This is a genomic window from Flavobacterium sp. AC274 (assembly GCF_979258275.1).
In genome coordinates, this window is record NZ_OZ409852.1 from 2074825 (window position 1) to 2089864 (window position 15040).

At 33.4% G+C, this 15040-nt stretch carries 15 protein-coding genes; 9 read left to right on the top strand and 6 right to left on the bottom strand.

Features of this window, described 5'->3' with window-relative positions; genetic code table 11:
* Positions 1–267 precede the first annotated feature (267 nt).
* Both ACZZZT_RS09730 and ACZZZT_RS09735 read right to left on the bottom strand, forming a co-directional pair.
* Complete coding sequence (locus ACZZZT_RS09730) at positions 268–1302, bottom strand: FecR family protein (RefSeq protein WP_463460209.1); 1035 nt, start codon at positions 1300–1302, stop codon at positions 268–270.
* A gap of 352 nt (positions 1303–1654) precedes the next feature.
* Entirely contained in the window at positions 1655–2242 is a 588-nt protein-coding gene (locus tag ACZZZT_RS09735) for an RNA polymerase sigma factor (RefSeq protein ID WP_463460210.1), read from the bottom strand.
* Positions 2243–2641: 399 nt separating this feature from the next.
* Here ACZZZT_RS09735 and ACZZZT_RS09740 point away from each other — a divergent pair, with 399 nt between their 5' ends.
* Positions 2642–4114: a M28 family metallopeptidase gene (locus ACZZZT_RS09740; protein ID WP_463460211.1), complete on the top strand. Its 1473-nt coding sequence runs from the start codon at positions 2642–2644 to the stop codon at positions 4112–4114.
* A gap of 49 nt (positions 4115–4163) precedes the next feature.
* Here ACZZZT_RS09740 and ACZZZT_RS09745 read toward each other — a convergent pair whose 3' ends face one another.
* The 4 genes from ACZZZT_RS09745 to ACZZZT_RS09760 form a co-directional block, all read right to left on the bottom strand.
* A complete protein-coding gene (locus tag ACZZZT_RS09745; RefSeq protein ID WP_042563150.1) occupies positions 4164–4775 on the bottom strand; it encodes a hypothetical protein in 612 nt (203 codons plus the stop codon).
* Between the two features lie 62 nt (positions 4776–4837).
* Positions 4838–5308, bottom strand: a complete 471-nt coding sequence (locus ACZZZT_RS09750) for a hypothetical protein (protein WP_463460212.1) — start codon at positions 5306–5308, stop codon at positions 4838–4840.
* Positions 5292–5750 (bottom strand): hypothetical protein, encoded by a 459-nt coding sequence (locus tag ACZZZT_RS09755; RefSeq protein ID WP_042563148.1) that lies wholly within the window; start codon positions 5748–5750, stop codon positions 5292–5294. The genes ACZZZT_RS09750 and ACZZZT_RS09755 overlap by 17 nt, the downstream gene beginning before the upstream one ends.
* 4 nt (positions 5751–5754) lie before the next feature.
* Positions 5755–6207, bottom strand: coding sequence for a hypothetical protein (locus ACZZZT_RS09760; RefSeq protein WP_463460213.1), 453 nt, complete (start codon positions 6205–6207; stop codon positions 5755–5757).
* Positions 6208–6454: 247 nt separating this feature from the next.
* On the opposite strand from ACZZZT_RS09760, the gene ACZZZT_RS09765 reads away from it, so the two are divergent.
* The 8 genes from ACZZZT_RS09765 to ACZZZT_RS09800 all read left to right on the top strand — a co-directional run bounded on the left by ACZZZT_RS09765 (position 6455) and on the right by ACZZZT_RS09800 (position 15007).
* Positions 6455–8479, top strand: coding sequence for a sensor histidine kinase (locus tag ACZZZT_RS09765; RefSeq protein WP_463460214.1), 2025 nt, complete (start codon positions 6455–6457; stop codon positions 8477–8479).
* Positions 8476–9219, top strand: coding sequence for a LytR/AlgR family response regulator transcription factor (locus tag ACZZZT_RS09770; RefSeq protein WP_207384877.1), 744 nt, complete (start codon positions 8476–8478; stop codon positions 9217–9219). Before ACZZZT_RS09765 ends, ACZZZT_RS09770 begins: the two co-directional genes overlap by 4 nt.
* 128 nt (positions 9220–9347) lie before the next feature.
* The gene (locus tag ACZZZT_RS09775; protein WP_042563144.1) at positions 9348–9677 is read left to right on the top strand and encodes a DUF4870 domain-containing protein; all 330 of its coding nucleotides are present in this window, start codon (positions 9348–9350) and stop codon (positions 9675–9677) included.
* 424 nt (positions 9678–10101) lie between these two features.
* On the top strand, positions 10102–10506 hold the full coding sequence (locus ACZZZT_RS09780) for a hypothetical protein (RefSeq protein WP_073395299.1): 405 nt from the start codon (positions 10102–10104) through the stop codon (positions 10504–10506).
* A 101-nt stretch (positions 10507–10607) separates the two neighbouring features.
* The gene (locus ACZZZT_RS09785) at positions 10608–12263 is read left to right on the top strand and encodes a peptidase domain-containing ABC transporter (protein WP_463460215.1); all 1656 of its coding nucleotides are present in this window, start codon (positions 10608–10610) and stop codon (positions 12261–12263) included.
* A 2-nt stretch (positions 12264–12265) separates the two neighbouring features.
* Positions 12266–13618: an HlyD family secretion protein gene (locus ACZZZT_RS09790; protein ID WP_463460216.1), complete on the top strand. Its 1353-nt coding sequence runs from the start codon at positions 12266–12268 to the stop codon at positions 13616–13618.
* A complete protein-coding gene (locus ACZZZT_RS09795) occupies positions 13599–14666 on the top strand; it encodes a TolC family protein (protein ID WP_463460217.1) in 1068 nt (355 codons plus the stop codon). The genes ACZZZT_RS09790 and ACZZZT_RS09795 overlap by 20 nt, the downstream gene beginning before the upstream one ends.
* On the top strand, positions 14663–15007 hold the full coding sequence (locus tag ACZZZT_RS09800) for a TolC family protein (RefSeq protein ID WP_463460218.1): 345 nt from the start codon (positions 14663–14665) through the stop codon (positions 15005–15007). The genes ACZZZT_RS09795 and ACZZZT_RS09800 overlap by 4 nt, the downstream gene beginning before the upstream one ends.
* The last annotated feature ends 33 nt before the right edge of the window (positions 15008–15040 follow it).

The following is a 15040-nucleotide window of genomic DNA, read 5'->3' on the forward strand; positions in this document are numbered from 1 at the left end:
CCATGTGGGTGCCGCAGGTCAATAAGAAAATGTGGAATAAGCTGATTCGCATAATCTTGAGGGTTTTTTTTGACAGGTGAAATAATGGTGCATTCTTTTCCCTATCAAACGTGGTTGTTTTACAGCGTAATTTCATAAATTTGCATGTTTTTTAATGGTTACTGGTATAATTATTAAGAATCGTGGCCATCTGGTGTAGGAGCTAGATGGCTTTTTTTGGTTTTATGCTATAGGCTAGTTTTTTTAAGGTTAATTATTAATAGATTTTTATTCGCAACCTTTTCCTTCCAGAACAATTGCGCCGTTTTTTGTATAGTGATATTCCGTTTCAATAACACTGCAGACTACTTTTAGAATATGATCCAGATCTTCATCATTTAGAAAGCTCGCAGTAATTCGGCAATTTTTAATATTTTCGTTAGAAAGCGTAATAGGCACCTTATATTTTTGAGAAATAAGCGCAATCGCTTCTTCCATATTAATGTTATCCAGAATCAGGTATTTACTTTTCCATTCTACAACAGCTTCGGCATTTACCGTATTTTGTGTGTGATCAAGCGTGTTTTTATTTACCGTAATCTGCTGGTTTGGCGTAATTACGCCATATACTTTTTCGACATCACCAACCTGTACTTTACCACGGGTTACCGTAACTTCAATTTTTCCGGATTTGCTGTAAGCATTAATATTAAAAGCTGTACCTAAAACTTTGGTTTGTATTTTATCAGTATGAACGATAAACGGCTTTGTCTCGTTTCGTTTAATGTCAAAATAGGCTTCTCCGGTTAAGGTTACTTCTCTGGTTTTAGTATTAAAAGTATTCTGATTGTATTCTATGCTGCTGTTTTCATTCAGCAAAATCGTACTTCCGTCAGGCAAATGAATAAGCTGTTTGCCGCTAAAAGCTAAAATCGGATCTACTTCTTCGGCTGTTTCAGATGTTGCTGTTTTTACAGGATCAGGTGTATTTGTATAAAAGAAAACACTTCTGATGGCGAATAAAATCGTAATCGCTGCTGCAATCGACAAGATTACGCGAATTGTTTTTTTAGATGATTTTTCTCTAATCGGAATAACTTTCGTTGAAGGACTAGAAAGAATATATTTTAAAATACTATCACTTTTTTGAGTGTCTAAAAGATCCAAACCTTTATTCTCCTGAAGCAGCATAGTGATTTTTTCTTTGATGAAATCATCATGCATTCCATTACGAATAATTTCCATTAGCTGCTGTTTTTCTACTTCAGAAATTGTATTCTGTAAATAGCTTTCCAATAATTCTTCAAATACTTTTTGATGCATTTGCTTTGTAATTATGAGTTAATATTAGTTTTATAAATGGTAAACCTGGGGAAGTTTAAAATTTAAATTCAAAAAAAAAAAGGAAATTCCAATATTTAAATTCCAAAAAATGGAATCTTTAAATTTATAATCCCAATATTGAAATTTCGTTTTCAGTGATAGGAAACTCTAAAAACTAAACCCTAAACATTGGAATTTGGAATTTAAATATTGGAATTTCCCCCTTAAATTCTTGTTCTTTATTATAAAGACGATTGAAAAAGAGGGAGGGAGTAGTCGAAAGTGAAAAAAATGTAAAAAAATCGTAAAAAAAATAATTTGCGAATGTTTAAAGGTGTTTTCCGAAGTAAATTCAAATACTTGAAAACAAAAATAAAGACATAAAAAGATTCATGTAAGGCGAAATTTTAAAACGGACAAATTTTAAAGCCTGAGCCATGTGTTTTTTAACGGTTTCTGTAGAAATGCCTAAATTCTCTCCAATTTTCTGATGACTTAAACCTTCCATCTTCGCCATTTTGTAGATTTTTTGCTGCTGTGGCGGAAGCTGTTCAATAATTTGATTTAAAATAACATTGTACTGATCGTCTTTAATTGCCGTATCAGTATCATCAGCAGCACTATTTTTATAAGTTATATCAGAAGCCATATTCGTTTCGCGGGCTATTTTTTTGATCATATCAAAAATATGATTGCGGGAAATAATGAAAAGATAATTTTCAAAATTGGTTATTTCGGCTGCCTTTTCCTGATTCTGCCAAATTTTTAAAAATACATCCTGAACAGCTTCTTCAGCCAGAACTTTTGATTTTGTTATTTTTAAAGCTGTACCGTAAACCAAATTTTTATAACGATTGTATAATTCCGTAAAAGCCAGCTCGCTTCCCTGAGATAACTCATGAAGAAGTTTATTTTCGTCAAAACTGGAGTTTAAAGACATAATCAGAATGATTTATTCACTTTAGCAATATTATTAATTTTTTGGATACTCAAATATTCTTTATTTCTAATCGCCTCTATAAATGCTGAATTGTTAATTTATAAGCAAGAAATCTTTAATTTTTTTAAAAAACGGAATATTCTTTTGCAGAAGATTCAAATATTTGCAAATCTCTGTTTAGTGAATTGTAGGTTAAGTCTTGTTTTAATTGAGAATCAGCAAAGATTTAAATTGAAAATAAGTCATTTTTTGAAGAATCTTTAGAAATTAATTATAGAATTGATTTAATTGAAAGTGAAGGAATTGTAAACGATATTTTATGATTTTAAAAAGGGCTTAAAATCAAAAAAAATATTTTGTTATCATTTAATTACTAAGTTTGGATTTAAATTAAAACCCATGACAAATAAAATTATACTACTTTTTATAGCTTACAGTGGAGTTGTTTTTGCACAGGCAATTAAAAAACCTCTGGTAAGTGCGATAATCATAAAGGATTTAAAAACAGATATGTACGAAATGGCCGGCGATCATTTTAACGGTCGCGAAGCCGGAACTTTAGACGAATTAAAAGTGTCGATGTGGCTGGCCAATAAAGCCAAAGAAGCGGGAATGTCGCCAGCCGGAGATGACGGAACTTTTTTCCAGTTTTTTGATTTATACAGACATCAGGTTACCGCAAATACAACATTTAAAATAGGGGAAAAACAGTTCAAATTGTGGAGCGAAGTTTTAATAGCCGAAACTACAAATATCAAAGTCAATGCTCCGTTAATTTATTTAGGAACTTCATCAACTCAGGAAATTGACAAAATTGATATTAAGGGAAAAGCCGTTGTTTTATTAGCTTCGAAAGAAGGAATTCCGGATGAGATTTCGCTTTTTGACAGACGTTATCCCGGACTTGTAAAACAAAAATATTATGAATTTTTAATTCAGAAAGGAGCCGTTGCACTTATTATTGTAGCCGATGAATTAGGAGAAAAAAGCTGGTCGCAGGTAGAGCCGCAAATGACGAGAGGCGTTTACGGAATTCAGGGTTTTAGGGATAAAATTCCGGTGCCGCCAAGAATGCCTGTTTTTTGGCTGCACAACGATCAGTTAGAATTTCTAAAAAACTCAAAAGATAATTTATCTGCCGAAGTCGTTTCAGAAACCTACAAATATCCCTCTGTAAATGTGGTTGGAAAAATAGAAGGAACTGATGCTAAATTGAAAAATGAATATGTACTTTTTAGCGGTCATCAGGATCATGATGGCGTGAGACAAAAATACGGTCAGGATTCTATTTACAATGGTGCAGACGATAATGCAAGTACGTGTGTAGCGATGCTGGCAATGGCAAGAGCGTATAAAAAACAACCCGGCAAAAGAACTGCTTTATTTGTTTTTCATGGTGCAGAAGAACGTGGTTTATTAGGATCAAGCTGGTATGCTGAACATCCTACAGTTCCTGAAAAAGATATTGTTGCGGTTTTAAACGGAGACATGATTGGCCGAAATAATGTGAATCAGGCAGCACTTTTAGGTTCGACTCCGCCACACGAAAATTCCTCAGATCTCGTTGCGATTGCGAAAAAAGCGAATGACGAAGGTCCGAAATTTGAATTGGATAAATTGTGGGACAAACCAGAACATCCGGAGTATTTTTTCTTCCGTTCAGACCATTTGCCATATGTACGCAAGGGAATTCCGGCTGTGTTTTTTACCAGTGTTTTGCACAGTCAATACCACACACCAATGGATGAATCTGAAAACATTGACTATACAAAACTCCACAAAATGACAGAATGGATGTACCGCACCGGATGGATTTTATCGAATGATGCAAACAGACCCAAACTTTTACCAAAGGCGGATTTGGAGCGATAATATATTTAGAAAAAAGGAGACTTTCTTAAATTAGAAAAGTCTCCTTTTTTTATTTCTGATTTGAAATCTCCACTAAATATTCAAACTCCCTTTTTATTTCTTTTTCTGCTTCAAGCAAATAATCAGTCGAAAATGGCGCGCCACAATCTTCGCTATCGAGTTGGTAAATCAATTTCTGATCTAAAAAATAATATCTGTTTACTGTTATTTCTGCTTTATTAAAATCGAATACTTCGGTATCGTTATTACTTTTCATGGCAATAGAATCATAATACATGGGGCGATTGTATTGGTAGTATTTGTCAAAAACAAAAGATAATTTTTGATTTTCTAAATGGTAAACCGTTAGTTTTTGAAAAGTTTCACTCAAATAATGCGTGGTGATTTTTTCCAGTTTTCCGTTTTTATAATAAAATTTTGCTTCTCCGCCTTCTGCCGTTTCCCACAAACTTTTGGTTTTTATAGTCCAGTTTTTTATGGAATTAATCCGTTTAGAATTTTTTAAAACCGGACTTAATTGCTTTTTTAAATCTTCATTTAAATAAATAGTATCCCGTTTAGAATTTTCAACCGCTTGATTTTTGCTTCTAAAAACCGAATTACAGCTCAGATTATAAATAGTAAAAAGGCTAAAAATCAAATATAAAAATAAGTTTTTCATTTGCTGTAAATATCAATATTATGCCAAAGGCTGAACGGCGTCGATTAGTTTGTGAATTTTAATCAAAATTTGTTCTTCATATTCCAGCTGTTTTTGTTCGCTTTTTTTCCGGAACTAAAATTTTCGCTAATAAAATAACTCTTTACAAAATGACTTTTTTTGGCGCCTAAACTATAATGCCAGCTTCCCATGTACGAACTTACAAAAATTACAGCTTCTTCGAGTTTCATTATCTTTTTTTCTGAAAAAAACGGAATCGTTCTGTAAACAGCATTGCTTCGTATATCAAAAGTATAACGAATTTTGGCTCTTATTATAATATCATATAAACTGTGCAATACGCCATAAATCAATAATACAGCAATAGAATATCGCATTACTTCGCTTAGTATTTCACCCAATAATGCCAAAAGAATTCCCGCTGCAAAAATTCCTGCCAAAAACCACTGTGATACATTTTGTAGCGGTTTTACAGGCTGAAGAGAAAACCAGTTTAGATTTTCTTCAATTCCGTATTTATCTCGAATGTTCATTGAGCCTCATTATTTCGTCAATTTCATTTACCAGATTTTGCATCGATCTTTTTGTAAATCCTTGTGCAATCATGGCTGCTTTTTCTTCTCCGTTTTTTAAATAATAGACATTCAAACAGGTATTTGTCGTAATTAAATATTGTGTAATGCGCACCAATTCAAAGTTTAAAAAGTCTTTTAGCGGAATACGAACAACAGGATTTATTAATCCCACTTTTACCGTAATCTCATTTTTGTCCAAATCGATGACAACATGTTTCATCCAGATCGAAATAAAACAAAGAACCGCCAAAATGCCAAAAATCCAGACCATGATGATTTCATTTATCCAAATACCCACAATGGCAAAAGCCGCCATACCAAAACTCACAATCAATCCAAAAATGTATTGCTTTTTCATGATATACTGATTGCCGTTTTTTGTAAAATGTTGAAGTTCCATAACTTTATTCTATGTTGATGCCATCTATTACAAGTCCGCTGCAATTAAGAGATAAATAGGCACTCGAATAATCATTTGTAAACTGGTCTGTTAATGCATCTAAAGTTGCCTTTTTAAATTCAATTTTTCGCGCAGGCGTTTTTCCGTTAGTATCAGTCATCATAATTTGTCCGTCAAGCCCTTTTTTGTTTTTCGCAAAAGCAGTTAATAAATTAATATCATGGCGTTCTAAATCTATCGCGATATAATAATTTTTCTGAATAGAATCTTTGGCTGTAAGATTGGCCGATTTGCTAAAAGAAATACTGGAAGATCGAACCTGCACCGTGATCGGTTTATTTCCGTCTTTAACCATGATTTCAATTTTTGTATGTTTATCATCAAGTTGTTGCCCATATGCAATTCCCGTTAAAAAACAAAAGAAGAGTAGCAGTAAAGAAAGTTTTTTCTTATTCATAATAGAATTCATTTTAAAATAATTAATTAGAACAAGATTACGCTATACAGGAGCCATTAACAATTGGGAATTGGTAAATGGATGGTTTTGGTTTTTGTTTGGTTCATTCTGAAATATATTGCGAATCCTGTAGGTTTTTTATTTCTTTTAAGATGTTCTCATTTAGAGTTTTATGAATTTAAAATCGATACCGAAATGTTTGGTAAATCAAACACAATTTGTATTTTGCCGGTATTAATGATTATTTATGTATCAAATTTTTACTAGTATTTTAGATAAAAACAGCAAATTAAAGTTCCTTTTATACCTTTTGGTTTCGTTTTTATTTGCAATATCAATTCAGGCACAAAATATTTCTGCAGTTGAAAAAATGGCTGCAAAAGGATATGCCAAACGTTTTTCTGATACTGTTGCCTGTCTTAAAATTCAGCAGCAGGCGCTTCAATTGGCTATAAAAAATAAAAGCAAAGAAGATGAAATAATTTCATACGCCTACATGGCCATGACACAAAGGCGATTGCTGCATCTTAAAGAATTTTTGCACTATGCAGATACCGCTTATTTTTTGGCACAAAAAGTTAAAAACATAAGGGCTAAGGCACAAGCAGCTGCCGCAATGGGATCTTTAAAATCTTATATTGATGATAAACCTCAGGCACTGAATTATTTGTTAGATTCTTATAAATTATTTTCGAAGATAAATGCACACGATCAATGTGCAAAAATTGCTTCGGATATCTCTTATCTTTTTTCGCCTGCATCGCCAACAAAAGTCGAAAAGTATACACGTGAAGCCATGAAACATGCCGAAAAATCTGGTGATCCCGAAAGCCAGATGTATGCGAGACTGGCTTTTGGAAGTTTTTTAACCGATAATATTGAAACCGAAGGAATAAAAGACTGGGAATCGACTTTAAATTTTTTTCAGGAAACGGTATCCTTTGCTGAAAAAAATGAAGCTAAAATAGTCAGCAAAAGTAATATTGGCATAGCATATATAAATCTGGCTGATCTGTATACAAAAGGGCCTCAGCCTATTAATGAAAAAGCTTTTTTGCAGAATCTGGAAAAAGCAACCGTAATTGCTAAAAAATATAATATTAAAATTATATACCGAAGCGCGATAGGTTTAAAGGGATTTTATTTTACGCAAAAAGGCGATTATATTAAAGCCGAACTTTTATTTATTGACGGTATCAAGTATCAAAAAAGTCTTCCTTATACGGATAATTATCTTTTGGCCACTTTTTATGATTGCTTAAAAGAAGTTTCGGTTAAGCGAAGAGATTTTGAAGCCTATTATGGTTACGATACGTTATTTACAAAATACAACCAGTTAAAGTACAAAGAATCAACGCAGTCAATTCTTCAAAATGCAGATGCGAGATATGAATCTGCAAAAAAAATAGAACGTATCAAACAGCTTGAACTTGAAAATGAACTCGAGCAGCAAAATAAATTATTAGGTTACGGAATTGCCGGCGTTTTGTTAATTGGACTCGTTTTTATGTTTCGTTCGTATCATTATCGTCAGCGGTATTATCAAAATCGGGAAGAATTTTTGCAGCAGGAACAAGCCAACAGCGAATTGAAAATGCAGTTAATGGAAAAAGAAACAATCGAAAATTTGTCGGCAAGATTATTTCTTGAACGACGATTGCTTCGCTCGCAAATGGATCCGCATTTTATTTTTAATGCTTTGGGAAATATCCAAAGTATGATCCTTCAAAAAGATACCGTTCCCGCCGTTTCGTATCTCAATAAATTTGCTAAACTTACCAGACAGGTTTTGGAGCAATCCAGAAAAGAAACCATATCGCTGAAAGAAGAAATAAATACCTTAAAAAATTATATCGAATTACAGCAGCTCCGTTTAAATAATGGGTTTGATTATGTAATTGAATGTGCCGATGAAGTAGAAAAGGACATTCTGATACCGCCATTATTGATTCAGCCTTTTATAGAAAATGCAGTCGAACACGGTTTAAAACCACAGGCAAATCATATAAGAGGACTGATCGAAATTTATTTTGCACTGGATGAAAACGGAAGCAATTTAATTTGCACTATTAAAGATAACGGAATAGGATTGGCGGCATCCAGGAAACTGAAAATTAATGATACGCACGAATCTCTTTCGACCACAATTACAGACGAAAGACTGGCAAAAATGAAAAAAGAAAACCCAAATGCCGGTTTTAAAGTTATAGAACGTGATAATGTTACAGACGGGCAGGGTTGTATCGTAATTTTAAATATTCCGACATTATGATTTATAAAGCGATAATTATTGAAGACGAAAACAGGCTTAGAGAAGCCTTATCGATTATGCTCGAAATGGTGGCTGGAGATTTGGTTCAGATAATTGGTTATGCAGAAAGTGTTGACGAGGCAAAAAAAATGATCGACAGACTAAAACCTGATCTCGTTTTTATGGATATTATGCTGAAGGACGGAACTGGTTTTGAGGTACTTCAGCAACTTACTTTTCAATCTTTTCATCTCATTTTTACAACCGCTTATGAGCAGCATGCCGTAAATGCTTTTAAGTATAGCGCCATAGATTATTTGCTCAAGCCCATTGATCCGCAGGAATTAAAAATGGCAATCGACCGAATTGCAGTTTTAAAAGAAAGAGTTCTTGAAAACCAGCAAATTAATGAGCTTCAAACTAATCTCTCTAAAACACCGGACAGGATTGTATTGCCCACGCAGGAAGCGATGTATGTGGTAAAATTAGATCACATTATCAGATGCGAAACTTCGGGTTCTTATACCACATTTTTTCTTGTAGATGGCAGAAAAATAATGGTTTCCAAACCGTTAAAGAATTACGAAGACATTCTGGTTCCGCCCTTGTTTTTTCGCGTTCATCAGTCGCATCTCATCAATATAAACGCCATTTTAAGTTATTCGCGAGAAGGAATGATACACATGAATGACAAATCTGCCGTGCCTGTTTCGAGAGGAAAAAAAGAGCAGTTTTTTAAATTAATGAAAGATGAATTATAATGATATAGCTCTTGACGGATTATACATTCAAGTGCTACAAATACCAATTAAAAGCTACCAGTAACAAAGTGTTTGCTTGAAGTTTCCGGTGTTGTATTTATTTTTGAACCATACAAATAAATAGAACAATGGATAAAAAAACATTATCAATCCTGAGCTACATCACCATTATTGGTTGGATTATAGCCTATGTAAAAAGCAAAGATTTAACGCCAAAAAGTGATTTGGTAACCTATCACCTTAAACAAGGCTTCGGAATTTTTCTGGTATCATTTGCTGTAAATATTGTGCTTTCTGTAATCGTATTTTCGATTACTTCACTTTATTTTCTGAATTATATTGGTTACGCTATTTTCATTTTATGGATTTTCGGAATCATAAATGCAGCCAACGAGCAAAAGAAACCTATTCCGGTTATCGGGAAAATTTTTGAGGATAAATTTGGTTTTATCAACTAAATCTAATCTCCCTTTTTAATTTTGGTTTTTGAATATTTAAAACCAAATTCTGCTTCTTTTTTAACTTGTAGTTTTTATATGAAGTAAAGTTTTTTTGAAGGCAAAATCGCTGGAAATAAATTCGGAATTTAATTTGGAAAATCAAAAGAGAGATAATTTATAATTGTCTCTTTTTTTTATAAATAAGCTAATTAGGAAAAAAATAACATAAAAAAAGGACGTTCGTATTATTTAAATACCTGATAATGAATTATTTGATTACGATTGGTCAAATTCTAATGTTATTCTAATGTTGCGCTTTCAATTTAGTTTTAACTTGCGCACCCACGAAAAAACGGTATAAAAATCAGCTTAAATAAGAGCGGTTTTGTATACAAAATGAGATCTGTTTTTTTGGGTAAAAAGTAAATTTAGAAACGATAGAATGCTGAACAAAATTAAAAATAGTCTTTTATGCAAATGCCTTCAGGTGTTGCTAATTGGGTACTTTTTAATGAGCAGTATGAACATGTCTAATAGTCTGAGCCAAATCATTAAAGAAAATACAGAACAAGATTCTATTAAGGGAATGACCTGCAATTTTCTAAAAAAGATTTTTAAATGTGACGGTATTACCGAAGAAAAAAATGATTTTGAATCTAAAGATGCAAAGACTGCTAAAGTTGCAAAAGGTATTCCTTCATTAGATTATTTAATTCCTTTAAGTGCTTCATTGCCTGATTTATATATTAAAACAGGGACTAAAGGAAAAAATTATATAAATAACCCGATTTTCACTTTCGGTTTTCATGGCAAAATTCATTTGCCACCTCCTCAATTCATAGTATAAATACTCTCTTTTTTTCGGATTAGAAGCAATTCTAAAATCCTTTATATGGCATTTGCCGTATATATTATCTATCTATTAATCTTGTATTTATATATAAATTCATGACACCATTTAAACGTTTTATTAATTTACTAAAACTAGATAAACGCGACGTATATCAAATTATTTTTTACGCTGCTTTTGCCGGTTTGGTCAACCTTTCGCTGCCATTGGGAATCCAGGCTATTATAAATTTTATACAAAGCGGTCAGCTTAGTGTTTCCTGGATTGTACTTGTATTTTTAGTTACTGTCGGAGTAGGATTTGGAGGTGTTCTCGTTATTTTACAGCTTCGAATTGTGGAGAATTTGCAACAGCGAATTTTTGTACGATCCTCATTTGAATTTGCTTACAGAATGCCTTTAATAAAATTTAAGGAAATGTATTCTGAATATGCTCCCGAAAAAGCAAATCGCTTTTTTGATACTTTGATGGTACAAAAAGGAACCGCAAAACTTTTATTAGACTTTTGTACCGCTTTTTTGCAGGTAGGTCTTGGGATTATATTATTGGTTTTATACCATTCTTTCTTTACCGTAATTGGGCTTTTCTTTATCGCCATTTTATATATCATTTTTAAATTTTCATACAGAGACGGTCTTGAAACCAGTCTTAACGAATCGAAATTTAAATACAAAGTCGCGGCCTGGCTTCAGGAAATAGCACGCAACCGCGAAAGCTTCCGCAAAAAAGGAAGTTTCGAATATGCTCTCGAAAGAAATGATAGTTACGTAAGTCAATACGTCAATTACCGCGAAAAGCATTTTCAGGTAATGAAAAAACAATACATTCAGCTTACTATTTTTAAAGTAATAGTTACGGCTGCCCTGTTGTCGATTGGTGGTTTTCTGGTAATTCACCATCAAATGAACATTGGGCAGTTTGTAGCTGCTGAAATTGTTATTGTGTTGTTAATCAATTCTGTAGAAAAAATAATCTTTGGTCTGGAATCTTTTTATGATGTACTGACTTCTGTAGAAAAAATTGGTCAGGTAACGGATATGGAAATATCCTGTATTCCGAAAACAGCAACAGTAACCGAAACCGGAATTACAATCGAAACCGAAAGTATTGCCTATAATTATCCGGGTTATAATAAAAAATCACTTAAAAATATTAATCTGAAAATCGCTCAGGGCGAAAAAATAGTATTACGAGGAACAAACGGAGCAGGAAAAAGTACCTTATTACGTTTACTTTCCGGTTTACTTGAACCTGAAAGTGGTGCTATGTATGTGACAGATAATTACATGAACCGTCTTGACGAAGATGCATACAGAGCGCAGGCCGGAACTTTCCTGCAGGGTGATACGCTTTTTGCCGGAACCATTAGAGAAAATATTCTTTTTGGAAATAAAACCATTAATAATGATGATTTAAAATGGGCTTTAGATAATGTTTGCCTTACTCCTTATATCAAAACTTTTCCAAACGGACTTGAAAATCAGATTCATCCGGGTGGGGGAGAACTTTCGGCATCCGATATTCAAAAAATATTGTTGGCACGAAGCATTGTTCATAAACCGAATATATTGTTTCTAGAAGATCCTGTTGATAAAATGGACGAATTAACTTCGGGTAAAATCATTGAATTTTTACTTTCTGAAGAAAATAACTGGACGGTAATTGTGACTTCTAAAAATGATATTTGGATGGACAAATGCGACCGTATGATCACGATTGATGACGGAAAAATTATTAACGACATAAAGCTTTAATCATGCTCAATATATCTAAAGATAATAATATACTCATAACTCCGGGACAATACGCTTCTATTACCAGCGTTGCCCGCAGACCACATTATAAAATTTTAAACAGAGTAATAGTTGGTTTTTTACTATTTGCTGTTGCCTGCCTTTTTCTACCGTGGACTCAAAATATTTCAGGGAGTGGTTCTGTTACAACTTTAAAACCGGATCAAAGACCTCAGACCGTCCATAATGCCATTGCCGGAAGAATCGAAAAATGGTACGTTCAGGAAGGTGATTATGTAAAAAAAGGAGACACGATTTTGTTTATTTCTGAAACCAAAGAAGATTATTTAGATCCGAATCTGGTTGGAAATACAAAAGATCAGGTGGATGCAAAAAAAATGGCCGTAGAATCATACGGTGATAAAGTAAACTCACTTGATGTTCAGGCACAGTCGCTTAATACAGAAAGAGAATTAAAACTACAACAGGCTCAGAATAAAATAAAACAGGCGCACTTAAAAATTAAAAGTGACAGTATGGATCTTGAAGCTGTAAAAACGCAATTAAGAATCGCTACTACTCAATTTAATCGTTCGACAGCACTTAACAAAGAAGGTTTAAAACCACTTACAGATGTCGAACAAAAAAGATTAAAACTTCAGGAATCTGAAGCGTATATCATTACACAGCAAAACAAACTTTTGAGCAGTAAAAACGAACTGATCAATGCGAAAGTCGAAATAAATAGAATTACAGCCGAATATACTGAGAAAATTTCGAAATCAAAAAGCGATAAGTTTACTGCTTTAAGTACGCAATATGATACTAAAGCCCAGGTCAATAAACTGCAAAATCAATATGTAAACTATAGTTTAAGAAACGGTATGTATTATATTACGGCTCCGCAAAGCGGTTACGTAAATCGTGCTTTATTGGCGGGTCTTGGGGAAACAATTAAAGAAGGAACTCCGGTTGTAAGTATTATGCCATCAAGCTATGATATTGCGGTAGAAACTTATGTAGATCCTATCGATCTTCCGTTGGTGCATCGTGGTGCAAAAGTTAGAGTTTGGTTTGATGGATGGCCAAGAATTGTATTTTCGGGCTGGCCTGGATTGTCTTATGGAACTTTTGGCGGAAGAATTGTAGCAATTGAAAACTTTATAAGTGCCAACGGAAAATACAGAGTGCTTATTTCTCCGGATGGTAAAGATCAAAAATGGCCAAAAGAATTGAGTATTGGTGCCGGGGCACAAAGTATCGCCTTATTAGAAACAGTTTCTGTATGGTATGAAATATGGCGTAACCTAAATGGTTTTCCGCCAAATTATTATAAGTCAGATGAAAAAGCAGCAAATGGAAAAGAGAAAAAATAAAATAAGATACGTTGTGTTTTCTTTTTTGTTTTTCCTTGGTTTTCATTCATACAGTCAGGATTTTAACAAAGAAGAACTAAGCTACAGCGAATTTTTAGGATACGTAAAAAAATACCACCCGCTGGTAAAACAAGCCAATCTTGAAGTAAGTAATGCGCAGGCAAAACTTATGGTGGCGCGTGGTGGTTTTGATCCAAAAATTGAAGTAGATTACAATAAGAAAGAATTTAAAGGAACAGAATATTATTCGCTGTTAAACAGCAGTTTCAAAATTCCAACCTGGTATGGAATTGAAGTTAAAGCAGGATTTGATGATACAGACGGGCAATATTACAACCCGCAAAATCGTACGCCAGAGGCAGGATTAACTTCTCTTGGAATTAGTGTGGCTCTGGGGCAGGGAATGTTCATCAACCAGCGTATGGCCGATGTAAGAGAAGGTAAACTACAGATAAAATTAAGCGATGCCGAACGAAAATTAAAAGCGATAGCCGTTTTATACAAAGCAAGCGAGGCTTATTTTGAATGGAGGAAAAGCTTTAATGAAGCCGAACTTTATAAAAGTTATCTGGGTTTTGCCAGTACCCGTTTTGAAGGCGTAAAAAAACTGATTGAACTTGGTGATTCTCCCGCAATTGATAGTGTCGAAGCTAAAATTACAGTCCGGAACAGACAATTGAATGTTGAAAACGGAAACTTGAAATTGGCAAAAGCCAGACTTAATCTTTCAAATTATTTATGGATTGAAAATGTTCCGGTAGAATTGGAAGATCATGTAAAACCGGAACAAAATTTAATTGAAACTGTTGAAGAAACGCTAAAAACAGATGCGATGATGGTAAATATTGAAACATTAGAATCGCATCCTAAAATACAAGCTTTAGAGACTAAATTATCAATATTGGAAATCAACAGAAAATTAAAAGCAAATTCGCTTTTGCCAAAGGTCAATGTTGGTTACAATTATATTTCAGAACCCGTTTATTTTGATTCTTTTAATGCCGATGATTACAAATTTAATATTGATTTCAGCATTCCGATTTTTTGAGAAAAGAACGCGGAAGCTTAAAACTGGCTAAATTAAAAATACAGGATCTAAAGTTTGATATTGATCAGCAAAGACTAGAACTTAAAAACAAAATAAAAGCACAGCAAACTGAAATTACATCCTTGAAAAAGCAAAAAGATGTTATTGACAGTCTGGTAAAAGATTATTTGACAATGCTAAATTCTGAAGAGAAATTGTTTTCATTTGGCGAAAGCTCCATTTTCCTGATCAATTCGAGAGAGAATAATCTGGTGAGTGCAAAACTGTCTCAAATTGGTATTGAAAATCAGTTTTATATTTCAAATGCCGAGTTGTATAAGATACTGGCAAATCCGGATTGATTTTATTTTTTTAATAGTTAATTGTTTAAAGAG